The following is a 22,808-nucleotide window of genomic DNA, read 5'->3' as shown; positions in this document are numbered from 1 at the left end:
GTCCGGCCGCCTGTTCGCTGGCGCAGCGGCGGTTTCAGGCAAGCCTCGCGGGCTATCGCTTTAACCGTCTGTTTACGCGCACCGTTAATCATAGGCACGAGGATTTAAGGCACGGTAAATCGGATCAAAGAGTTGCGGGAAATCGAGGGCAGCCTTTCCAGGTCGTTCCCCCGGGCACTTGAAATGAAGACACCGGGTTCGAAATGCCATGAAACATCGCTTCAGATTGTGGCCAGAACGGGTGACAAGGTTTGTTAACCACTCCGTGCCATATTTTGAGAACGGCCACCGCACGAACGACAGACTTGCCATCATCCTGTTGACGGCGAGCTCTCCGGAGAGGACTACCTGATGCGCGTTCTTTTGATCGAGGATGATAGCGCCGTCGCGCAGAGCATCGAATTGATGCTCAAATCGGAGAGCTTCAACGTCTACACGACCGACCTCGGTGAGGAAGGCGTCGACCTTGGAAAGCTCTACGACTACGATATCATTCTCTTGGACCTGAACCTTCCCGACATGTCGGGTTACGAGGTCCTTCGCACACTCCGCCTCTCCAAGGTGAAGACGCCGATCCTCATCCTGTCCGGCATGGCCGGCATCGAGGACAAGGTTCGCGGTCTCGGCTTCGGCGCCGACGACTATATGACCAAACCCTTCCACAAGGACGAGCTGGTCGCCCGCATCCATGCGATCGTCCGCCGCTCCAAGGGCCATGCCCAGTCGGTCATCATCACCGGCGACCTCACCGTCAATCTCGACGCCAAGACGGTCGAAGTGAACGGCCAGCGGGTCCACCTGACCGGCAAGGAATACGCAATGCTGGAGCTGCTGTCGCTCCGCAAGGGCACGACCTTGACGAAGGAAATGTTCCTCAACCACCTCTATGGCGGCATGGACGAGCCCGAGCTGAAGATCATCGACGTCTTCATCTGCAAGCTGCGCAAGAAGCTCGCGACCGCGACCGAGGGCAAGAACTACATCGAGACCGTCTGGGGACGCGGCTACGTTCTGCGCGAGCCGGAAGCCGACACGCGCGCCGCCTGATCGACGGTCCCTCTCCGCTCCATCGAAAACGACCTCGACGGCTGGCCGGCCTTCGAGGTCGTTTCGCGTTCTCAGGTCGGCGGGATAGCTGGATCGGCGCAAGCCGGACGCGTCACGTCGCACGTGCAACGAGAGGTCAGGCGGCTTCCCGGTGGAAATAGGTGTCCACCCAGCCCGACAGCGTCTCGCGGTTGAAGGGCTTGTAGACGAAGCCGTTTGCGCCCGAGCGCTTCAGGCGCGTCATCTGGCCGAGATTGGCTTCGACCAGCGAGCCGAGGATGACGACGCCGTTGCCGCCCTTCTGCCCGCGCACGAGGCGCACGAGGTCTTCCCCGCTCATGTCCGGCAGCACGGCGGCCGTGATCACCAGATCGAGCGGCTCGCCCTCCCCGAAGATCTCCATGGCCTCGGCGCCGGTGGATGCGCTCCGCGCCTCGAAGCCGAGCTGGAAGAGGATGCGCCCGGCAACCTTGCGGATGACGCTGGACTCGTCGACGATCAGGCAGGTTCTCATCAGCGCGGGTCTCCGGCGGCATGGCGCCGGACCCTTGCGTCCCGGCTGCCGTCACCCTAGCCGGACGACTTTTCCGCATCCTTGCCAAGGATGGGAAAAATTGCATGAAGACGGAAAGGCGAGGCTAGCGAGGCCTCAACCTTTCGAAAGCAGGCGGCACAAGCGATCGATCAGACCTTCGGGTCGGCCGTCGCGACCGTCTCCGCGGCGAGGGCGGCCTCCGGCCGGGCCTCGACCTCGGCCTCGGGCGCAACCGTCTCCGCTCCGATCGGCGCGATGGTGAAGATGGCGGAATCGTCCTTCATCTCGAGCGTGATGGAGAGGCCGGCCTCGCGCGCCAGAAGCAGCGTGTAATAGGGCTGGACGCCGTGCGCATCGATCGGCTCGGCCAGTGCCTCGCCCGATAGAAGCGCGCGGAACTTGGCGGGAACGCGAAGCGGCGTCCCGGTCGCGCGCACGACGGCATGGACCTCGGGCTCCAGCGAGGCGATTTCCACCGCGACCTCGCGCCCGCGCGGCACGGAGGCATTGGCGACGACGACGAGATTGAGGAGCAGCTTGGCGATGTTCTTCGGCACGTAGGCGCGCTGGCCGGACCAGGCGAGTTCGGCCCGCTCGAAGCCCATGAAGCCCTCCGCGACCTGCTTGGCGTCGCCGAGATCGATCTGCGCCACCGACGAGCCGGAAGCGCCGTAGGCGATGCGGGCGAACTGAAGCTTGGCGACCGCGCTCTTGGTGGAATTGCGCACGAGAGCCATCGATTCCGGATCGTTCGGCATCTCGTCGAGCAGCTCGAGCCCGCTCTGCACCGCGCCGACGGGCGAGATGATGTCGTGGCAGAGCCGGCTGGCGAGGAGCGCGGCAAGGTCCGGCGCCGAAACTTCGGGAAGGGTCGTCATCGATGTCCGTTCGGAAAACTGGGCGTCATCAGGGAGTCCCGCGGCGATTCGCGAGCACGGGCATGTGGCGGAACCATGAGTCGGCGTCGGCGGGCCGTCAACCGCTGGGCCGCGATGAGGGTGCGACGTTAGGAGTTTGGGAACCCTGTTCTGTTGGAATCTGGAAACCATGCGGCGTTCGGCGACGATCGAGGTTCCGCACACCCATCCCTCCGGAGAGGAATCAACCCCATGCACCGCGACAAGCCGGGCTTCGGCCGCCTCGTCATCGCCGTCTTCGCCGCCTGCCTCCTGTTCATCGGCTCGTCCGCGCCCGCCTCGGCGCAGGAGAGCGGCTACACGATGGAGGAGATCGTCGCGAAGGGTCATCAGTTCTTCGGCTCGACCTCCGGCGGTCTCGCCTCGCTGATCGAGAAGGCCTTCTCGGACAACGGCCTGCCCAACGGCTACATCCTCGGCGAGGAAGCCTCCGGCGCCTTCATCGGCGGCCTGCGCTTCGGCGAGGGCACGCTCTTCACCAAGAATGCCGGCGAGCACCGCATCTTCTGGCAGGGGCCGACGCTCGGCCTCGATGCCGGCGGCGACGGCGCGCGCACGATGATGCTGGTCTACAACCTGCCCTCCGTGGACGGCGTCTACGGGCGCTTCGGCGGCGTGACGGGCTCGGCCTATCTCGTGGGCGGGCTCGGCATGACCTATCTCAAGCGCGGCGACGTGACGATCGTCCCGGTGAAGACCGGACTCGGCGCGCGGCTCGGCGTCAATCTCGGCTACCTGAAGCTGACGCCGATGCCGACCTGGAACCCCTTCTGAACGACATGTCGTCGGGGCGGCGGTTCCGCCGCCCTTCATAATGACATAAAAGGAGCCTCGACGAGGCGATCGGCCCGCCGCGCACTCTCAACCGGGGAAGCGGGCGGGCCTTCTGCGTCGCACGGGTTGCAAGGACGGCCATGATCGCCAACACGCTGATCTTCTTCCTGGGCGTGCTCGTCACGGCGCTGATCGCCCTGATTCTGGCGCCGGTCTTCTGGCGCAAGGCCCAGAGCCTCGCCCGCCGCGAATTCGAGGCGACGATCCCGATCTCGGCCAACGAGATCCGCGCCGAGTTCGACCGCGTGCGCGCCGAGGCCGCGGTCTCCGTGCGCCGCCAGGAGGTGCTGTCCGCCGAGACGCGGGAAAAGGCGGCCTTGGCCGAGGCCGATCGCGGCCGGGCCGTCGTCGAGGCCGCCGAGCTTCAGAAGCGCAATCGCCGCCTGACGCAGACCATCGAAGAACAGGATGCCGAGCTGGAGGCGACGAGAGCCGCACTCGCCGAGCGCGAAGCCACGATCCGCGCTCTGATCGAGGATCTGGCGGAGAGAGATCTCGCCGCCGACCGGACGGCGGAGGAGCTGGAGGCGCTCGTCGCCCGTTCGAGCGAACTCGAGCAGACCGCGGAGGAGCAGGCGATCGAACTCGCCGCCGCCAAGGCGAAGATCGAGCACCTGGACTTTCGCCTCGGCTCGCCCGAGGAGGCGGAGGGCGAGGACAGCCGGATCGAAAGCCTCGCCGTCGAGGTCGCCGGTCTCCAGCACAAGCTGCGACAGGAGCGCGCCGCGGCCACCGTTCGCGAGAACCGGATCTCCGCCCTCACCGCACAGCTCGCCAAGGCCGACGCGGCGGCCGCGCGGACCTCCCGCGAACCCACGCCGAAGAAGCGGCTTGCGGCGGCAGGGACCGCCAAGGCGACGGGCGAGCCGCCGCGCAGCGGCTCCCCGCGCTTCGAGGCCGTGCTCGGCCGGCGCGAGCTTAGCGCCCTCGATCCCAAAGCCGAGGCCGACATTCGCGAGCGCATCTCCGATGTCGCGGCCCGCGTGATCCGCATGACCGCCCTTGCGGAAGGTCCCGACTCTCCCCTCGCCTCTCTCCTCGCGGCACCCGCCTCCGGCGGCGCGAGCGAGATGGCGGGCGGGAAGCCGACCCTTGCCGATCGCGTGCGCCTTCTCGCGGAGGCCGAGCGCAAGACCGCCTCCTGACGCGTCAGTGCCCGGCGACGCTCGGCCGCCCGCGGCCAGCTACCGCAGCCGTCGGCCCGCCAGATGATGGAGCGCGATGGCGCCGGCCGTCGCGACGTTCAGACTGTCGAAGCCGCCGGCCATTTCGATCCGAACGCCGGTCATGGCCTCGATCACGTCACCCGGCAGGCCCGGCCCCTCCGCACCGAGAAACAGCGCGACCGGCCCTGTCGACCGGCAATCGAGGAGTCCCGTCCCGCCCGAGGGCGTGAGGGCCAGGCAGGAGAACCCGGCCTGCGCCAGGAGCGCTCTCGCCTCCAGCGCGCCGTCGATGCGCTCGAAGGGAACGTGGAGGATGCTCCCGGCGGAGACCCGGATCGCCTTGCGATAGAGCGGATCGCAGGACGTCCCGTCGAGCAGGACCATTCCCGCGCCGAAGGCCGCCGCGTTGCGGAAGATCGCGCCGATATTGTCGTGATTAGCGATGCCGACCGCCACGATCACCGGCGCGCCGGTCAAAGCGACATCCGTCAGCCTCCCCGCAAGATTGGTGCCCGCAGCCGGCTGGCGCCGCCTTCCATGGGCGAGCACGCCGCGATGGATGGCAAAGCCGGCGATCTCGTCCATGACCGCGCGCTCGGCGACGTAGATCGGCACGTTCGGCGGCACCGTCGCCAGCAGATCGGCAAGGCCGGCCAGACGATTCCGGAGGATGAAGAGCGAGGTCGCCTCGAACCGGGACGAGCGCAGCAGCTGCTCGACGACCACCGTTCCTTCCGCGATCAGACCGCCGCGGCCGGTCACGTCGCGCTCGCGGATGTCGCGATAGACCTCGATCCGGCCGTCTGCGGCGTCGTCGATCGGGATCGTCTGCGGGGCGGAGGGAGCGCTCATCACGCAATGAGACAGAAGCATGTCATCAAAGTGTTTGCCGCTCCGTTATACACTTCTTTACAAAGGCTTCGATTCAGACCAACCATTCGGCCATGACGTATCGCGCGCCCCTTCTCATGTCGATCGCGCTCGGCCTTTCCGGCTGTGCGTCCCCGGCGATTCCGACCCTCGGCTTTTCGGAGCTGCAGCTCCCGCGGGTGGACGTCTTCAATTATGCCATTCCCGACCGCTCCATCCCGACGGAGCCCTATACGCTGACGCCGGCCGAGGCCGACCTCATCAAGAGCACGCTGTCGGCCGCCTACAAGGATGGCCGGGTCCTGCGCTTCGGCCCGATCTCCGCGCGCCGTTCGGCGGACAATTCGCTCGTCGTCTGCGGCCTCGTCGACGTTCCGACCGCCACGGGCACCTATACCGGCATGAGCCTCTTCGATGGCAGCAGCCGCCGTCAGGACGACGGCACCCTGGCCTTCGAGCCGCGCCGCATCGCCGGCCGCAACGCGCCGAGCATGGACGTCTATATCGGCTGCCGCGACGCCGGCCTGATCTGACCGACCGACCCTCGAAAACCGGGGCATGACGACGAGCGGTTTTGCCTCGCGCAGATCGCTCACGGCAGCGTCCGTGTCGTTCGGCTGCGCCATCCCAGACGCTGTTCCGCAACGAGAATCCCGATCAGCACCAGGGTCAGCGCCACCGCGTGGTAGAGATAGGGGCGCTCGCCGACGATCAGGATCGCGAGGATCGCGCCGAAGACGGGCGTGAGATTGGTGAAGAGATTGGCCCTGTTCGCGCCGATCATCTCGATGCCCCGGATATAGAGAGACTGCGAGGCGATGGAGGCGAAGATCGCGGTGAAGGCGATGATCGCCATGCCGCGTCCGTCCGGCCAGCGCGTCGCGCCGAAGGCGTTCTCCACAAAGGCGATCGGGATCGAGGTGGCAAAGGCGCTGATCGACAGGATGAAGATCAGACTCAGCCAGTGGATGTCGGGCTTTCGGCGGATGCCGACCGTGAAGGCCGAGTAGAAGAGCACCGCGACCAGCATCATCGCGTCGCCCCGGTTCAGATGGAGGTCCAGCAGCGTGGTCGGATCGCCGTGCGAGGCTGTCAGCGCGACGCCCGCGAGCGTCAGGAGAAAGCCCACGATCTGGAAGCGCGAGACGGGCGTGCCGTAGAGGACGAGGCTCGCGGCGAAGACGAAGAGCGGCATCGACGCCTGCTCGATCACGACGTTCAGAGCGCTCGTCGTGTTCAGCGCCAGATAGAACAGCGCGTTGAAGCCCGTGAAGCCGAGAAAGCCGAGCCCGAGCAGGAAGCCCAGACGCGGCCGGATCAGCGGCCAGTCGCGCCGGACGTGGCCGAGCGCGAAGGGCGCGAGCAGGACGAGCGTCAGGCCCCATCTCAGACAGGTCAGGATCATCGGCGAGACGTGGCCGACCGCGAGCTTTCCCGCCACGGCGTTCGCACCCCAGATGAAGGATGCGCAGGCGAGGAAGGCGTAAGGGTGGGCGATGATCCGGCGCATCCGCGTTCCTTTACGCGGGCCGCGTCGAATGGGATAGAGCGCCGGAGGGCGAGCGGACGAACGCGTCGTTCACATCTCGCCACGGACCCGGTCGCGTCTCGTTGCGCAACGGGCGCCATCGTCGGTGGAAACGACGCCGCCGGGCCTCGCATCCTGTCGAGGCTCCGACTATAGTCCAGCCGTTTTGCGTGGCGGCTTCGTCTCCGCGCCGATCGATCATGGGCGCGCGGCTCTCCGCCGCGCCGCCGCGCTTCGCATGGGCCCTTTCGCCCGCCTCTGCCTGCAAGGAGATCGCATGGCCAATGTCGTCGTCGTCGGGTCCCAGTGGGGAGACGAAGGGAAGGGCAAGATCGTGGACTGGCTGTCGGAGCGTGCCGACGTCGTCGTGCGCTTCCAGGGCGGCCACAATGCCGGCCATACGCTCGTCGTGGACGGCGTGTCCTACAAGCTGTCCCTCCTGCCCTCGGGCGTCGTGCGCTCGGGCAAGCTGTCGGTCATCGGCAACGGCGTCGTGTTCGACCCCCATGCCTTCGTCGCCGAGAAGAAGCGTCTGGCCGACCAGGGCGTCGTGGTGACGCCGCAGTCGCTGCGAATCGCCGACAACGCCTCGCTCATCCTCTCGCTCCACCGCGAACTCGACGCGATCCGCGAGAACTCCTCGAGCGGCACCAAGATCGGCACGACGCGTCGCGGCATCGGCCCGGCCTACGAGGACAAGGTCGGCCGGCGCGCGATCCGCGTGATGGATCTCGCCGACCTCTCGGTCCTCCCCGAGCGCATCGAGCGGCTTCTGGCCCATCACAATCCGCTGCGCCGCGGCCTCGGCAAGGCCGAGATCGAGCCGCAGACGATCCTCGACGAACTGACCTCGGTCGCCGACGAGATCACCCCCTATATCGACCGCGTCTGGCGTCTTCTCGACGAGAAGCGCAAGGCCGGCGCGCGCATCCTCTTCGAGGGCGCGCAAGGGACGCTGCTCGACATCGACCACGGCACTTATCCCTTCGTGACCTCGTCCAACACGGTCGCGGGACAGGCGGCGACGGGCTCCGGCCTCGGCCCGGCCAGCTCCGGCTTCGTCCTCGGCATCACAAAGGCCTATACGACGCGCGTCGGCGAAGGCCCCTTCCCGACGGAGCAGGAAAACGAGGTCGGCCGGTTCCTCGGCGAGAAGGGCCATGAATACGGCACCGTGACAGGCCGAAAGCGCCGCTGCGGCTGGTTCGACGCGGTGCTGGTGCGCCAGGCCGTCGCCATCAACGGCATTCACGGCCTCGCCCTCACCAAGCTCGACGTTCTCGACGGGCTCGACGAGATCAAGATCGCGGTCGGCTACAAGCTGAACGGCAAGGTCATCGACTATCTCCCCGCGGGCTATGCCGCCCAGAAGGAGGTGGAGCCGATCTACGAGACGCTCGAAGGCTGGAAGGACACGACCGCCGGCGCGCGCCGCTGGAGCGACCTTCCGGCGCAGGCGGTCAAGTACGTGCGCCAGATCGAGGAGCTCGTCTCCGCGCCCGTGACGCTCCTGTCGACCTCGCCCGAGCGGGACGACACGATCCTGGTTCGCGATCCCTTCCAGGATTGACGGGTCCGAACCCTTTCGGCGGCCGGCGCGCGAGCCCCTCTCTTGCGCCGGCGCGACGCCTCGTCCAGAACGACCACGGGTCCGCGCAAGCCTGCCGACGCAAGGCTCTGACGGAACAGTGTTCCTCGACTTTTCCGCCCCGCGCGGATGGTTTAGGATCGAAGGGTGAACGGTTCGGCGCTGGCCACTAGCGACGACAACGAGACTGGTGTCTGCGATCCATGGCGGATTTGAGCGCGGTTCTGCGCAAGACGATTGACGGACTGCCCCGGGCGACGCCCTCCATGCGCGCCAAGGTCTACGAGAAGGCGCGCGCCGCCATCTCCCGCCAGATCGACACGGCCAACCCGCCGCTGGCGGACGAGGTCGTGACGGCCCGGCGCCACGCGCTGGAAAGCGCGATCACCCAGACGGAAGCCTATTATTCCGCCATCGATGCGGGCGGCGATGCCCCCGCGCCGCAGCCCGTCCGCGACGAAGCGCTTGCCCCGCCGCCGCCGCGCTCGGAGCCCCCGCGCGCTCCGGCGCCGCAGGACGAGATTCCCGCGCCCCGCGCCGCGCCACCCGTGCAGGCCGCCCCGCCGACGCCGCCGCGCGCGACGCCGCGCCCGCCGGAGCGCGAACGCGTCGAGCCGTCGATCGGCGATCAGCGGGCGCCGTCGCCGAGCCCCGTCGGCCGAACCGAGCGGTCCTTGCCGCCGGTGGTTCCGGTCGGCATCGAGCCCCGCGATCTGCCCGATCCCGTCGAGGCGCCGTTCCCGACGAGCCGGCCCGCCGTTCGCGAACGGCGCGACACGTCGCGCCTGGAGCCGCCGCGCATCGGATCGACCGAGCCGGATGTCGGGCTCGACGAGGGCGCCATTCCGGCCGCCGACGTCCGGGCGCCGCGTCAGCCGAACGGCGCACGCCGCGCCAAGAAGAGCAGCGGCAGCCGCTCGCCCGTTCTCGTCGGCCTTGCCGTCATCCTCTTCGCGGGCGCCGCCACCGCCGCCTATGTCTACCTCGACGACATCCGCTCGGCCCTGAACATTTCGGGCAGCTCGACCGTCGCCAGCACCGACACGCCCGCCGCGACGGACGAAGCCGGCACGGACGAGCCGGATGCCGCGGAAGGCGAAGAGGGCGCCGAGGGCGCGACCGCGCCGGCTGGAGAGACGCCGGCCGCGACGGCGGCGCCGAAGCGTCGCTTCACGCAGCGCCTCCTGCCGGACGGCACGGAGGTCGACGAAGGGCCTGCCCCGGTCGTCGCCAATGCCTTCGACGAGGGCACGAACGTCGCGGCCGCATCGCCGCCGACGGCCGAGACCCAGCCGAGCGCCATGTCCCCGACCCCGGGCGCCGCGGGCACTACCGCGCCAGCCGCCGACGCGGCTCCGGCGGCCACGCCGCCGGCACAGACCGCCGCCGTGCAGCCGACGCAGCCCGGCTCGGCCACGGCGCCCGCCGTCGCGCAGAAGGCCGTCTTCTACGAGGAGCGCTCGGAGACCGAGGCCGGCACCCAGCGCGCCGGAAACGTCGTCTGGAGCGTCGTGAACGAGCCCCCGGCCGACGGCCAGCCGGCAGAGCCGGCCATCCGCGCCGTCGCCGACGTGCCGGAAGAGAACATCAAGCTCACACTGACCATCCGCCGCAACACCGACGCGACTTTGCCTGCGAGCCATGTGATCGAGCTGATGTTCGACACGCCGGCCGATTTCCCCGGCGGCTCCATCGCCAACGTCCAGCGTCTGGCCCTGAAGCCCACGGAGCAGGCGCGGGGCGAGCCGCTGACCGGCGTCGCCGGCAAGATCTCGGATGGCTTCTTCATTATCGCCCTCAACAATCTCTCGGAAGCCGTGACCGCCAATCTCGACCTTCTCGGCCGCGAGCAGTGGATCGACATTCCGATCGCCTACGCGACCGGCCGCCGTGCGCTCATGTCGATCGAGAAGGGCATTCCCGGTGACCGCGTCTTCAAGCAGGCGATGGACGCCTGGGCCGGCAAGACCTGATCGAAGCGATCGACGACGAAGACTGAAAGCAAAACGGCCCCGCAGCGATGCGGGGCCGTTTTGGTATGAGATCGGCTTCCGTCGGACATCTGGCGGACATCACCGCCGATGCCGTTCCCGTTGCCGAAGGGCAGCGCACACCGCCTCAGGTCGAGCGCCCCGACCCCGGCGGATTCCCCCACAGCGCCGGAGGACGCCTTACGCGTCTTCCAACACCCGGAGCTGCTTGCGGGCCGCCTCGGCCGTGTCCTTCACGGCCTTCTGGACCTTCTCGAAGGCGCGCACCTCGATCTGGCGCACGCGCTCGCGGCTGATGTCGAACTCGCCTGAAAGCGCCTCCAGAGTCAGCGGGTCCTCCGACAGACGCCGCGCCTCGAAGATGCGCCGCTCGCGGTCATTCAGGACGTCCATCGCCGATTTCAGCATGCCGCGCCGCTGGTCCAACTCGTCCTGCTCGACGAGCCGGGCCTCCTGGCTCTCGGACTGATCGACCAGCCAGTCCTGCCACTCGCCGGATTCGCCCTCGGTCGCGCGGATCGGCGCGTTCAGCGAGGCGTCGCCGGAGAGGCGGCGGTTCATCGAGATCACCTCTTCCTCGGAAACGCCGAGTTGGGTCGCGATGTGGTTGACCTGATCAGGCTTCAGATCGCCCTCGTCCAGCGCCTGGATCTTGCTCTTCATCTTGCGCAGATTGAAGAACAGCCGCTTCTGGTTGGCGGTCGTCCCCATCTTCACGAGGCTCCACGAACGCAGGATGTATTCCTGGATCGAGGCCTTGATCCACCACATGGCATAGGTCGCGAGCCGGAAGCCGCGATCCGCCTCGAAGCGTTTCACGGCCTGCATCAGTCCGACATTGCCTTCCGACACAACCTCGCCGATGGGCAGGCCGTAGCCGCGATAGCCCATGGCGATCTTCGCCACGAGGCGCAGATGGCTGGTCACGAGCTTGTGTGCGGCGGCGCGGTCGTCATGCTCGGCATAACGCTTGGCAAGCATGTATTCCTCTTGCGGTTCCAACATGGGAAACCGACGTATCTCCTCGAGGTAGCGGCTGAGGCCGCCTTCGCCCGAGGCGATGCTGGGCAGATTGGCTTGGGCCATGGTTGAGCACCCCTTCCTTGCTGGTCGGCCGCTCTGATTTTCGAGCCGGCCGGCGACAGGGACCGCGTTGCGCCGATCCCGCCACGTCCAATGTAGACATTCCGTCGCAGAACTTCACGACGGAATGTGGGCGCGTTTGGTTACGGATCGTCAACGGTTCAATGCACGGGGGCGCGATCGGATGCGCGGCAGCCGGCAATCGGTTAATTCGCCGCATCAATCCCGAGCGCGGAGGCAAGGCGCTGGAGATCCTCCGGGATCGGCGTCTCGAAGCTCATCGGCTCGCCCGTCGAGGGGTGTTCGAAGCCGAGCCGGAAGGCATGCAGCGCCTGACGCCGAAAGGTTTCGATGACGGACTGGGCCTCTGGCGGCAGCGTGCGCGCCTTCGTGCGGAACCCCGCGCCATAGACCTCGTCGCCGATCAGCGGGTGGCCGATATGGGCCATGTGGACGCGGATCTGGTGGGTTCGACCCGTCTCCAGCACGCAGTCGACGAGCGCCGACGGCGCCCCCTCGCCGCTGGAGCGCGCCCTCACGGCATAGTGCGTCACGGCTTCGCGCGCGTCCGACCGCGTGGCCGGCACGACCTGCCGCTTCACCCGGTCCGTCGTGGAGCGCCCGAGCGGCGCGTCGATCACACCCGCCGGCCGCTCCGGCACACCCCAGACGATCGCCCGATAGGCGCGCTCCATGCGTCCGTCCCGGCCATGGGCCGCGAACTGGTCGGCGAGGTCGCGATGGGCCGCGTCGGTCTTGGCGACGACCATGACCCCGCTCGTGTCCTTGTCCAGCCGATGGACGATCCCCGGCCGCTTCACGCCGCCGATGCCCGACAGGCTGTCCACGCAATGGTGGAGCAGCGCATTGACGAGCGTACCCGTCCAGTTGCCGGGACCGGGATGCACGACGAGCCCCGCCGGCTTGTCGATCACGATCAGCGCGTCGTCCTCGTAGAGAACGGCGAGCGGAATGTTCTCGGGCCTGGGATCGGCGTCGACGGGCTCGGGCACGAAGAGCTCGATCACCGAACCGGCCACGACCTTCTGCTTGGTGGCCGTCGCCGCCACGCCGTCGACCAGCACCTCGCCCGCCGCGATCAGAGCCTGAATGCGGCTTCGCGAGAGCTCGCCGGCCAACTTCGCGCCCAGAAACTGGTCGAGCCGCGCACCCGCTTCGTCGCTCTCGACGGCAAAGCGGCTGGACTCGGCTTCTTCATCACCTGTAGGAGCGGGGGAGATGGCAGCCTCCAGGGACGGATCATGACGGAAATCGGCGACGACGCGGCGGAGAAGCCGCTCGATCCGGCCACCGAACGGCTGCGACGCAAGATGGTGCGCCTTCTGGCGCTCTCGGTCTCGACGCTGTTCATCGGCGTTATGGCCGTGCTCGGGGCCATTGTCTACAAGCTGAACCGCGACGCGCCGCCGAGTGGGACCGAGGCCGCCGATCTCGCGATCGCGCTTCCCGCAGGCTCCATCCTTCTCGACATGGCGACCTCCGGCGACACCGCTCTTCTTCGTCTCGCTCCGAACGACGGCGCCCCCGCCTCGCTCCTGCGGATCGACCTGGCGACCGGCGCCGTCATCGCCCGCTACCGCCTCGACGGCCTCGCCCAATCCCCGGCCTCCCCCGAGAGCCCGGCTCCCGCCCCCCGCCCCGCTCCGGCCACGACCGGCTCCGGCGCGCCCACGCCCATGCTCGACCTCTACAAGACGCCCTGATGCATTTTTCCGCGATGCCCATTCAAAAACCCGCTTGCCAACCCCGAAAACCCCACCTATAAGCCGCTTCACCGACCGGGCGCCCATCGTCTAGCGGTTAGGACGGCGCCCTCTCACGGCGCAAACAGGGGTTCGATTCCCCTTGGGCGTACCACTCGGCCTCTCCGAGACATGAGCATGTTGAAGGCGTGAGCGCAGGTCGTGACCTGCTCGCATCCGTGCTCGACTGGGTTTAAGAGCCCTCTTCCAACGCCTCGAACCACGCCGCGTAATCGGTGTTCTTCACGAGATGGCGATTGAGGTCGGGCGAGCCGTCCGTCCACCAGACGGGGCCTCGCTCCCCGAGGCCGCGTTTGGCCGTCTCCACGCGGGCGCGGGCGGCCTTTTCGGCAGCAATGTCCTCGCCCGCATCCCGGACGGCGCGGCGGGCGGACATGAGGTCGCCGACGTAGCGCTCGCGGTCGGCGGCATCGAGGCCGGGATTGCTGGCGCGCCAGAGCCGGCCGCGCACCACGATGTAGCGGCCGTCCGGCGTCCTCGGGGGCGGCGTTTTTCCGGTCATCGCGCCTTGGCATCCTCGGCCACATCCACGTTTTCGACCACATGGTAGCCGAGCGGGTCGATCTGGAAGCCCCGAACCTCCTTGCGCGTTGCGACCATGAAGATGGAATGGGCGATGGGCACCCAGGGCGCCTCTCGGTGGAAGATCTCCTGCGCCTTGTCGTAGAGGTCGATGCGCCGCTTGCGGTTGGCCGTCGTCTTCGCCTCCGTCACCAGCGCGTTGTAGTCCTTGTCGCACCAGCGGGCGATGTTGTTGCCACCGATCCGGGCGGCGAGGCAGCCGAGCAGCGTGTGCAGGAAGTTGTCGGGATCGCCGATATCGGCGGCCCAGCCGTAGATCGCCAGCGTGAAGTCCCCGCGCTGCATGCGGTCGCGATAGGCCGTCCATTCGTCGGTCTTCAGCTCCAGCTTGATGCCGAGCTTGCCGAGATCGGTCTGCAGCATCTCCGCGACGCGCTTGCCGTTCGGCGTGTAGGGCCGGTCGACCAGCGGATACCAGAGATCGACGGTCAGACCGCCCGTGATGCCGGCCTGCGTGAAGAGCTGCCGCGCGGCCTCGGGGTCGTAAGGATAGGGCTCGATGCCGCGATTGTAGCCCCAGAGCGTCGGCGGCATGGGATTGGTCGCGGCGACGCCCGTGCCGGGATAGACGGCGGAGAGGATCGTCGCCTTGTCCACGGCAAGGTTGATCGCCCGGCGCACGCGCGCATCGTCGAAGGGCGGCCGCGTCGTGTTCATGGCGAGATAGCCGATATTGACGCCCTCCGACCGATGCAGCTCCAGCCGCGGATCGGCGCGGATTTCGGCGGTGTCCTCCGGGGCCGGATAGGCCGAGATGTGGCACTCGCCCGCCTTCAGCTTGGTCAATCTCGCCGCCGCCGTCGGCGTGATGGAGAAGACCAGCGTGTCCACCGGCTGGCGCCCGCGCCAATAGTCGGGAAAGACCCGGTAGCGGATCGTCACGTTCTCGCGATAGCTCGCGAACATGAAGGGCCCCGTGCCGATCGGCTGCGTGTCGAAGAGCTCCTTACGGCCCGTCGCCAGCAGCGTATCGGCATATTCCGCCGAGAGGATCGAGTTGAAGGGCATGGCGAGGTCCGCCAGGAACGGCGCCTCGGCCCGCGTCAGGCGAATGTGGACCGTATAGGGATCGGGCGCTTCGACGCTTTCCAGGAGGTCGGCCATGCCCATGTCCTGGAAATAGGCGAATCCGCCGCCCTCCGTCGCGTGATAGGGATGGTCGCTCTTCCACTGCCGCATCAGCGAGAAGATGACGTCGCGCGCGTCGAACTCGCGTGTCGGCGTGAAGAGCGCGTTGGAATGGAAGCGCACGCCGCGGCGCAGCTTGAAGACGTAGTCACGCCCGTCCTCGGAGACGGTCCAGCTCTCGGCGAGGCTCGGCACGATCTCCGTCGTCCCCAGCCGGTATTGGACGAGATTGTTGAAGATCGGATGCGCGGCATCCATCGCCGTCCCGGTAACGGCGAGCTGCGGGTTCAGCGTCTCGGGATTGCCCTCCGAGCAGAAGACGAGCGTCTTGCCTTCGGCGGGCGAGGCCAGCGCGGAGATCGCCGCCACGATTGCGAGAAGGCGCAGGATCGGCCGGATCATCGTGGATGCCTCATGAATGTCCCGCCTCGCCGAGTGCGCCGTGCTGGGGAGCCGCGAGCGGCAGGTCGATGGCAAAGCGCGCGCCGGGCAGCGGCGTTCTGCCGAAGCGGATCGTCTCCGGCGCGTCCATGGCGATCGTACCGCCGAGCGTCGCCGTCACGAGGTTGAACACGATATGCAGTCCAAGCCCGGTCGAGCCGTTGCCGCGCCCCGTCGTGAAGAAGGGGTCGAAGACCCGGCGCCGGTGGTGCGGGGCGATGCCCCGCCCGTCGTCGGAAAAGATCAGCTGCAGGCCCGCCTCCCGGCGCGCGATCTCCAGGCGGACCAGCCCCTGGCGGCCCGGTTCGAAGGCATGGGCGAAGGCGTTGGACAAGAGGTTGGTCAGGACCTGCGCCAGCGCGCCGGGATAGCTGTCCATCGTGATGCCGGGCTCGCAGAGGATCTCGGTCCGGTGCCCCGCCCGCTTGATCAGGGGTCCGAGGCTGACGAACAGCTCCTCGGTGAACTCGCCGAGTTCGAAGCTCCGCCGCTCGCCGCTCGCCTGATCCACGGCCACCTGCTTGAAGCTCTGCACGAGATTGGCGGAGCGTTCGAGATTGGCGAAGACCAGCCGGGCGCCCTCCCCGGTCCGCTCCACGAAATCGTCGAAGGCCGCGCGCGTCACGCGGCCCGCCCGTGCCTCGGCCTCGAAGCGGCGGACCTCTTCGCTCATCACGGTCGCGGTGGTCAGCGCGACGCCGAGCGGCGTGTTGATCTCGTGGGCGACGCCCGCGACGAGCTGGCCGAGCGAGGCGAGCTTCTCGGCCTGGATCAGCTCCCACTGCGTCTGCTTCAGCTGGCGCAGCGCCTCCTCCGTCCGCTCCTTGGCGCCGCGCAGCGCGCCCTCGCGCTTGCCGAGTTCGCGCAGAAAATGGTTCGTCGCGCGCGCCATGGAGCCGATCTCGTCGCGCCGGTCCTCGTCGGGCAGCGGGCCGCTCGCGCCGTGGGCGGCGCGGTCGAGCATGCCGTTCTCCAGGCGCTTCAGCGGCGTCGAGATCGACCGGGCGACGAAGAGCGCCGTCGCCGCGCCGATGACGAGGCCGATCACCGCGCCGATCAGAAGGATCTGCCGCACTGTCGCGCCGATCTCCTCGGCATTGGCCGAGAGCGTCGTGTTCAGCGAGGCGACTTCCAGGAGCATGATCGCCGCGATGTCGCCCATGGAGCCGAGAATGGCGTTCTGGTCGGACAGGCCCCGCTCGATCTTGGCGAGCCCGTCCCGCCACATTTCGAGCGCGTCCAGCATCTCCGTCTGGATCAGGGGCGAGATCGGCAGCGAGCCGATCGTGTCGCTGAGGCGCGTGCTTTCCGCGATGATCTCGGCGACCTCCTTGGAATCGCGCTCGGAAAAGGCCGAGAGCGTCCGGTCGCCGAGCTTTAGCGTGGCGATGGCGATGTTCTGCGTCGCCTGCTCGGTCTCGTGCGCCTGCACCGTGTAGGTCAGGAGTTCGGCCACCTGGTCGTGGAGCGAGCGCTGCTCGGTGGATTTGATCTTCAAGAGCCGGTCCAGCCAGTCCAGCGCCTTGTCCGCCGGCTGCCCCGCGAGCAGCCCGGCCGCCAGCGTGCGGAAGTCTTCGGCATCGCCGCCGGCACCGGAGGTCTGGAGGGCGATGCCGAGATCGTCGGTCGCATGGGTCAGCCGGACATTGGCGAAGGATTGTCCGCCGCCAGCACCGGCCGGCCCGCGGCTGGCATCGGTGATGGCCATGCGCGCGGCGCTCGCCGTGTCCACGATCGCCTGTGCCGAGCGAAGCGCTCCGTCCCGGTCGGTCAGCGTCCGAACGACGTCCGCGTTCGAATCGTGCTGGCGGCGGCGTGCCTCGTCGGTGAGTTCGATCAGGCTGCTCAGCCGCTCGTCCATTTCGGCGAAGAGCATGTCGTTGCGGGCCGTCATGCGTGCCAGATCCCGCATCCCGGCGAGATAGCGGCCGGCATTCTCCCGGATCGAGTCGATCGCGCCGTCGTTGTCCGCCCCGAAGCTTCGGCCCTGCAGGGCCTCCAGCCCCTCGTCCGCCGAGGAGAGGGATGCGTCGAAGGCCGCGAAGTAGCGCGCCCGCGCCGCCGAGCCGGAAGCGAGATAAGCGTCCCGCGCGCTCATGGCCGAGACGATCTGCCGATAGATCGTCGCCACCCGCAAGGCCCCGTCATGCGCGTCGTCGGCCCCTTTCAGGAGACCGAAGGAGGCGATGGCGAGCGCGGTGGCGATGGCGATCGGAATGGCGCCGACGAGCAGGATGGAGTGGCGGATGCGAAGCGGGAGAAGCCGGGGCCATCTCCGTCGAGACCTTCGTTCCGCGCGCGCGGAAAGGGCGGCCGGAGACTCATGGCGCAAGCTCTGTCCTCCCTCTGGTCCTGCCCCTCATATCGTCCGTCCGCCCCTCGTGATGTCGTCGCCGAGCATGGAGCGGCTATGTTTCCGTAGGATTTCGCGCCGCGTTCCAACTGCTGCAGCGCACAAGATCGCGACGGTGTTCATCCGTCCGGCGTGAAGAGATAGCCCGAGCCGCGGATCGTGCGGATGATCGTCGGATGCGCCGGGTCCGCCTCGATCTTTCGGCGGATGCGCGTGATGCGAACGTCGATCGAGCGGTCGAACGGATCGGTGTCGCGGGCATTGGCGAGCGTCAGCAGCCGCTCCCGCGTCAGGACGCGGCGCGGGTTCTCGGCAAAGGCCTTCAGAAGGTTGAACTCGCTCGGCACGAGCTGCAGTTCGTTGCCCTCCTCGTCGCGCAGAAGCTGCGTGTCGAGGTCGAGCACCTTGGCCCCGAAGCGCACCTCCCGGCGCGGCAGCGCGGGCGGGCCCGGCGCCACCGCGCCGGCGGCCGGCTGGCTGCGCCGGATGACCGAGCGGATGCGGGCCAGAAGCTCGCGCAGCTCGCAGGGTTTCGCCAGATAGTCGTCGGCCCCGAGTTCCAGCCCGACCACGCGGTCGATCAGGCTTGCCGTCGCCGTCAGCATGATCACCGGCACGGGATGCTCGCTCTTCAGGAAGCGCACGATCGACAGCCCGTCCTCGCCCGGCATGTTGAGGTCGAGCACGACGAGGGCCGGCTCCTCCTCCGGCAGCACCTCGCGAAAGCTGGCGCCGCCGTCGCAGAGCTTCACGCGAAAGCCGTTCATCCCCACGTAGTCGCCGATCATCTCGCGTGTGGCGGCTTCGTCGTCGACCACGATGATCAGGGGGTCGGAGCTCATGGCTCGAGCCTTCGTTCCAGGAGAGAGAAGACGAGCGCGAAACACGCGCCGCCGAGCGGCCCCGTCTCCGCGATGTGGATGCGCCCGCCATGCAGATCGACGATCTTGCGCACGATGGAGAGGCCGAGCCCGGTCGAGCTTTCGCCCCCGGTCGGCTGGGCGGAAAGGCGCTGGAAGCGGCCGAAGAGACGCGAGACGTCCTCGGGCTTCAGGCCCGGCCCGGAATCGGCGACCGCCGCCTCCGCCTCGCCGCCGACGAGCCGCGCGGACACGCGGATGCGACCGCCGGCCGGCGTGTACTTGACCGCGTTGCTGACGAGATTGTCCACCGCCTCCATCAGGCGGTCGGGATCGCCGGATATGTGAAGACCGGTCTCCGCCTCGATCTCCAGCACTTGGCCCTTGGCCTCCGCCAGACCTTCGTTCAGCTCGGCGACGGAGCGCACGATCGCGCCGAGATCGACGGACCGGCGGGCGACGGAAATGTCGAAGGCATCCGCCATCGCGTCGGCGACGGAGACGTCCACGATGCGGTTCATCCGCAGGGCGGCCGCGCGCACGTGGCCGATCTGGGGATCGAGCGACGACAGGACCGGCTCGCCCAGCTTCGCCGCCAGCGTCGTCATCATCTCCGTCCGGCCGAGGATCACGGCGAGAGGGTTCTTGAGGTCGTGGGCGATCGTGCCGAGGATCTCGTTCTTGAAGGCGTTGACCCGCTTCAGCTGCGCCCCTTGCGCCTCCAGCCTCGCATTGGCGGCGCCGAGTTCGGCCGTGCGCGCCTCCACGCGCCGTTCGAGATCGGCATTGGCGCGGGCGAGGCTTTCGTGCAGGCGCACATTGTCGAAGGCGACGCCGAGCCGGGCGGCGAAGACGCCGGCGAGCGAGATCTGCGTCGGCGTCAGGGCGGCCGGTGGATCGAGGATGACGAGCAGTTCCGAGCCGCCGCCGGTTCGCACATAGAGCCGCTTGTGGCCCTCCCCCGCCAGCGAGTGCCCGGCAAGCGCGGCCTCCGCGAAGAGCGCGTGAAGATCGACGGCGCCGGGCTCCGGCGAGACGAAGCTGCCCGTGCGCGCCAGCACCGCATGGGCGCCGTCGAGCGTCTCGCGAAGAACGAGCATGCCGCCGGCCTCGATGGTCAGCACGGCGTTCAGCTGCATCAGAACGCCCTCCGCCAGGGAGGTCAGGCACCGCGTCTCGCCGAGCTGGACGGCGCAGCCGACGATCGTCTCCAGCCCCGAGCGCATGTCGTCGAGCCGCCGAAGCTGCTCGTAGGAGCGCAGCGAGGAGGTCAGCGTCGTGAACAGGCGCTCGGCGGTCAGCTCGGTCTTCGCCTTGTAGTCGTTGATGTCGTAGTCGATCACGATGCGCTGCTCCGGGGCCTGTCCCGGCTGGCCCGTGCGCAGGATGATGCGAACGAATTCGTTGCCCAGCTCCTCGCGGATGCGGCGCGCCAGCCTCAGCCCGGCATCCTCCGTCTCCATCACCACGTCGAGAAGCACGATCGCGGTGTCCGGATGGTCGCGCAGAAGCTCGAAACCCTCCGAGCCCGAATGCGCGCCGAGCAGCTCGAAGCCTCGCCCGTTCAGGCGGTAGTTGCGAAGGGCATAGCGCGTGCCGTCATGCACCGCCTGATCGTCGTCGATCACGGCCAGCTTCCAGCCGGCGGTCCGAGACCCGCCGATCGCCGCCGGCGGAACCTCGGCCGGCTCGGCAAAGGTCATGTACTCGATCGACATCACGCGGGTTCCCGGCCCGTCCGCGCCCATCCCCCGGGCGCGTGGACACGTAAGTGAAACACATCTTCTGACGTATGGGGAGGGGTGGAGCCGCAGGCGCTTCGTAGAAGGCGCCGAAGTTTGTCAGGGATAAGCGGAAGCCGGTTATCCCGAAGAGACAAACGAGATCAGAGAGATCGTGAGCCCATCCGGTTCAAGATGAACATGATGGACTCACGATCCCCGGCCGAAAGCGGCCTACATCTTACCGTCGAGGGTCTCGCGGCGGTGCAATCGGCTGGGTTGATGCCGGCGCCGGCTCTGCAGGGCGACGTAGTAGTCGTAGTCGAACTCGCAGTGATTCGGCGGGGAGCGGCGGGCGGCCGGGCGACTCGCAGCCCGGTCCTCGTTCGCTGCGCCCGCGATCCAGGCAAGCTTGGACAGGAGCCGCGCGCCGAAGAGCAGCCGCGCGGACGGCAGGGCGGGTGCCCCGAAAACCTCGTGCGGCGACAACTCGTCGTCTGCGGTCTCGGCGAAGGCGGTGGCGAAGGACGGCATGGCTCTCTCCCGAACGGCCCGGCCAACGGAGCCGGGCGTCTTTCGGGGCCGTGCTTAGGCCAGGCGCTGTTTCGAGGACCGTTCGCTTCGGCGCGAAATGGTTACTCGACGGTTTCGTTTGGCTTCGCATCCGTCCCATATCGGGACCGCCAAACGACGAAGGCGGCCGGCTTTCGCCGCGCCGCCTCCTTCATGTCGTGATGCTCTCGATCGGCGGTCTCGCGAGATTCCGCCGGCCGATCCTGGCCGTCAGATGTCGAAGGACAAAAGCTTGGCCTGACCGATCTTCTTCAGGCTGCGGATTTCGTTCATCACGCGCTCGTCCAGCGGCTCGTCGAGATAGAGGATGGCGATCGCATCGCCGCCCTTCTCGTTGCGGCCGAGATGGAAGTTCGCGATGTTCACGTCGTTCTTGCCGCACATGGCGCCGAGCTCGCCGATGACGCCGGGCTCGTCCTTGTTCGTCGTGTAGAGCATATGGCGGCCGACCTCGGCCTCCATGTTGATGTCCTTGATCTGGATGAAGCGCGGCTTGCCGTCGGAGAAGGACGTGCCGGCGACCGAACGCGTGAACTTCTCGGTCTCGACGGTCAGCTTGATGTAGCCGTCGAAGACGCCCGACTTGTCGCGCCGAACCTCGGACACGATGATGCCGCGCTCCTTGGCCATCAGCGGCGCGGAGACCATGTTCACCGACTGCATCAGCGGCTTCAGGAGGCCGGTGATGGCGGCGCTGGTGAGCGCGCGCGTGTTCAGCGTGCCGGGCAGGCCGTCATAGACGATCTCGACCGACTTGATCGGATCTTCCGTGACCTGACCGACGAAGGCGCCGAGCACTTCCGCGAGCTTGACGAAGGGCGTCAGCAGCGGCGCTTCCTCGGCCGAGATCGAGGGCATGTTCAAAGCGTTCTGCACGGCGCCGGAAATCAGGTAGTCCGACATCTGCTCGGCCACCTGGAGCGCGACGTTCTCCTGCGCCTCTTCCGTAGAGGCGCCGAGATGGGGCGTGCAGACGACGTTGGGCAGGTTGAAGAGCGGGCTCTCCTTGGCCGGCTCGGTCTCGAACACGTCGAAGCCCGCGCCCGCGACCTTGCCGGACTTGATGGCTTCGGCGAGATCGGCCTCGACGACGAGACCGCCGCGCGCGCAGTTGATGATGCGCACGCCGTCCTTCATCTGGGCGATCGCCTTGGCGTCGATGATGCCCTTGGTCTTCTCCGTCATCGGCGTGTGCAGGGTGATGAAGTCGGAGCGCTTGAAGAGCTGGTCCAGCTCGACCTTCTCGATGCCGAGATTGGCGGCCCGCTCGGCCGACAGGAACGGATCGAAGGCGATGACCTTCATCTTCAGTCCGACGCCGCGCGTGGCGACGATGGCGCCGATATTGCCGCAGCCGATGATGCCGAGCACCTTGCCGGTGATCTCGACGCCCATGAAGCGGTTCTTCTCCCACTTGCCGGCCTGCGTCGAGACGTCGGCCGCGGGAAGCTGGCGGGCGACGGCGAACATCAGCGCGATCGCGTGCTCGGCCGTGGTGATGGAATTGCCGAAGGGCGTGTTCATCACGATGATGCCCTTCCGGCTGGCGGCCGGAATGTCGACATTGTCGACGCCGATGCCGGCGCGGCCGATGACCTTCAGCTTGGTCGCGGCGGCGATCAGCTTCTCGGTGACTTTGGTGGCCGAGCGGATGGCAAGGCCGTCATACTGATCGATGACGGCGAGGAGCTGGTCCTTGTCCTTGCCGAGATCGGGCAGGTAGTCGACCTCGACGCCCCGATCCTTGAAGATCTGGACGGCCGTGGTGGAAAGCTGGTCGGAAACGAGAACGCGGGGTGCCATGGGA

At 67.8% G+C, this 22,808-nt stretch carries 20 protein-coding genes and 1 tRNA gene; 8 read left to right on the top strand and 13 right to left on the bottom strand.

Annotated features, from left to right (window positions below; genetic code table 11):
• Nucleotides 1-351 precede the first annotated feature (351 nt).
• Nucleotides 352-1,047 carry a response regulator transcription factor CtrA gene (gene ctrA, locus ASG62_RS18325; protein WP_056499452.1) on the top strand — a complete coding sequence of 232 codons (696 nt, stop codon included), beginning with the start codon at nt 352-354 and terminating at the stop codon, nt 1,045-1,047.
• 136 nt (nt 1,048-1,183) lie between these two features.
• Here the strand turns inward: ctrA and ASG62_RS18320 are convergent, their stop codons facing one another.
• Complete coding sequence (locus ASG62_RS18320; RefSeq protein ID WP_056696969.1) at nt 1,184-1,561, bottom strand: response regulator; 378 nt, start codon at nt 1,559-1,561, stop codon at nt 1,184-1,186.
• 170 nt (nt 1,562-1,731) lie between these two features.
• Nucleotides 1,732-2,460: a histidine phosphotransferase ChpT gene (gene chpT, locus ASG62_RS18315; protein WP_082537374.1), complete on the bottom strand. Its 729-nt coding sequence runs from the start codon at nt 2,458-2,460 to the stop codon at nt 1,732-1,734.
• A 231-nt stretch (nt 2,461-2,691) separates the two neighbouring features.
• On the opposite strand from chpT, the gene ASG62_RS18310 reads away from it, so the two are divergent.
• Both ASG62_RS18310 and ASG62_RS18305 read left to right on the top strand, forming a co-directional pair.
• Nucleotides 2,692-3,273 (top strand): DUF1134 domain-containing protein, encoded by a 582-nt coding sequence (locus ASG62_RS18310; RefSeq protein ID WP_056696967.1) that lies wholly within the window; start codon nt 2,692-2,694, stop codon nt 3,271-3,273.
• Nucleotides 3,274-3,413: 140 nt separating this feature from the next.
• Nucleotides 3,414-4,478 carry a hypothetical protein gene (locus ASG62_RS18305; RefSeq protein WP_056696965.1) on the top strand — a complete coding sequence of 355 codons (1,065 nt, stop codon included), beginning with the start codon at nt 3,414-3,416 and terminating at the stop codon, nt 4,476-4,478.
• Between the two features lie 39 nt (nt 4,479-4,517).
• On the opposite strand, the gene ASG62_RS18300 is transcribed toward ASG62_RS18305, so the two are convergent.
• Entirely contained in the window at nt 4,518-5,372 is an 855-nt protein-coding gene (locus ASG62_RS18300) for a TrmH family RNA methyltransferase (protein ID WP_244487637.1), read from the bottom strand.
• A 71-nt stretch (nt 5,373-5,443) separates the two neighbouring features.
• On the opposite strand from ASG62_RS18300, the gene ASG62_RS18295 reads away from it, so the two are divergent.
• Nucleotides 5,444-5,902, top strand: coding sequence for a hypothetical protein (locus tag ASG62_RS18295; protein ID WP_056696963.1), 459 nt, complete (start codon nt 5,444-5,446; stop codon nt 5,900-5,902).
• Nucleotides 5,903-5,961: 59 nt separating this feature from the next.
• Here ASG62_RS18295 and ASG62_RS18290 read toward each other — a convergent pair whose 3' ends face one another.
• Nucleotides 5,962-6,879: a DMT family transporter gene (locus ASG62_RS18290; RefSeq protein WP_056696962.1), complete on the bottom strand. Its 918-nt coding sequence runs from the start codon at nt 6,877-6,879 to the stop codon at nt 5,962-5,964.
• A gap of 295 nt (nt 6,880-7,174) precedes the next feature.
• Between ASG62_RS18290 and ASG62_RS18285 the strand changes: the two genes are divergently transcribed.
• Together ASG62_RS18285 and ASG62_RS18280 are read left to right on the top strand one after the other, a co-directional pair.
• The gene (locus tag ASG62_RS18285) at nt 7,175-8,467 is read left to right on the top strand and encodes an adenylosuccinate synthase (protein WP_056697349.1); all 1,293 of its coding nucleotides are present in this window, start codon (nt 7,175-7,177) and stop codon (nt 8,465-8,467) included.
• Nucleotides 8,468-8,688: 221 nt separating this feature from the next.
• Nucleotides 8,689-10,458: a hypothetical protein gene (locus ASG62_RS18280; protein ID WP_056696960.1), complete on the top strand. Its 1,770-nt coding sequence runs from the start codon at nt 8,689-8,691 to the stop codon at nt 10,456-10,458.
• A 198-nt stretch (nt 10,459-10,656) separates the two neighbouring features.
• On the opposite strand, the gene rpoH is transcribed toward ASG62_RS18280, so the two are convergent.
• Both rpoH and ASG62_RS18270 read right to left on the bottom strand, forming a co-directional pair.
• Nucleotides 10,657-11,562, bottom strand: a complete 906-nt coding sequence (gene rpoH / locus ASG62_RS18275) for an RNA polymerase sigma factor RpoH (RefSeq protein ID WP_056696958.1) — start codon at nt 11,560-11,562, stop codon at nt 10,657-10,659.
• A 203-nt stretch (nt 11,563-11,765) separates the two neighbouring features.
• Nucleotides 11,766-12,800, bottom strand: a complete 1,035-nt coding sequence (locus tag ASG62_RS18270; protein WP_056697342.1) for an RluA family pseudouridine synthase — start codon at nt 12,798-12,800, stop codon at nt 11,766-11,768.
• Nucleotides 12,801-12,821: 21 nt separating this feature from the next.
• Here ASG62_RS18270 and ASG62_RS26690 point away from each other — a divergent pair, with 21 nt between their 5' ends.
• Together ASG62_RS26690 and ASG62_RS18265 are read left to right on the top strand one after the other, a co-directional pair.
• Nucleotides 12,822-13,283: a fimbrial protein gene (locus ASG62_RS26690; RefSeq protein WP_200944748.1), complete on the top strand. Its 462-nt coding sequence runs from the start codon at nt 12,822-12,824 to the stop codon at nt 13,281-13,283.
• A gap of 79 nt (nt 13,284-13,362) precedes the next feature.
• Nucleotides 13,363-13,437 (top strand) — tRNA-Glu (locus ASG62_RS18265).
• 78 nt (nt 13,438-13,515) lie between these two features.
• Here the strand turns inward: ASG62_RS18265 and ASG62_RS18260 are convergent.
• From ASG62_RS18260 to serA, 7 genes are all read right to left on the bottom strand, one after another.
• Nucleotides 13,516-13,845 carry a hypothetical protein gene (locus ASG62_RS18260; protein ID WP_056696956.1) on the bottom strand — a complete coding sequence of 110 codons (330 nt, stop codon included), beginning with the start codon at nt 13,843-13,845 and terminating at the stop codon, nt 13,516-13,518.
• Entirely contained in the window at nt 13,842-15,455 is a 1,614-nt protein-coding gene (locus tag ASG62_RS18255) for an ABC transporter substrate-binding protein (RefSeq protein WP_056696955.1), read from the bottom strand. Before ASG62_RS18255 ends, ASG62_RS18260 begins: the two co-directional genes overlap by 4 nt.
• A gap of 10 nt (nt 15,456-15,465) precedes the next feature.
• Nucleotides 15,466-17,826, bottom strand: coding sequence for a sensor histidine kinase (locus ASG62_RS18250; RefSeq protein ID WP_056696952.1), 2,361 nt, complete (start codon nt 17,824-17,826; stop codon nt 15,466-15,468).
• A gap of 140 nt (nt 17,827-17,966) precedes the next feature.
• Nucleotides 17,967-18,689, bottom strand: a complete 723-nt coding sequence (locus ASG62_RS18245; RefSeq protein ID WP_056696950.1) for a response regulator — start codon at nt 18,687-18,689, stop codon at nt 17,967-17,969.
• The gene (locus ASG62_RS18240) at nt 18,686-20,425 is read right to left on the bottom strand and encodes a sensor histidine kinase (protein ID WP_162246031.1); all 1,740 of its coding nucleotides are present in this window, start codon (nt 20,423-20,425) and stop codon (nt 18,686-18,688) included. The genes ASG62_RS18245 and ASG62_RS18240 overlap by 4 nt, the downstream gene beginning before the upstream one ends.
• A 237-nt stretch (nt 20,426-20,662) precedes the next feature.
• A complete protein-coding gene (locus ASG62_RS18235) occupies nt 20,663-20,962 on the bottom strand; it encodes a hypothetical protein (RefSeq protein WP_056696949.1) in 300 nt (99 codons plus the stop codon).
• 249 nt (nt 20,963-21,211) lie between these two features.
• On the bottom strand, nt 21,212-22,804 hold the full coding sequence (gene serA, locus ASG62_RS18230) for a phosphoglycerate dehydrogenase (protein WP_056696947.1): 1,593 nt from the start codon (nt 22,802-22,804) through the stop codon (nt 21,212-21,214).
• Nucleotides 22,805-22,808: the final 4 nt, after the last annotated feature.

It is taken from the genome of Aureimonas sp. Leaf427 (genome assembly GCF_001425485.1).
Taxonomy (GTDB): Bacteria; Pseudomonadota; Alphaproteobacteria; order Rhizobiales; family Rhizobiaceae; genus Plantimonas.
This window is presented reverse-complemented; position numbering and strand designations above follow the sequence as displayed.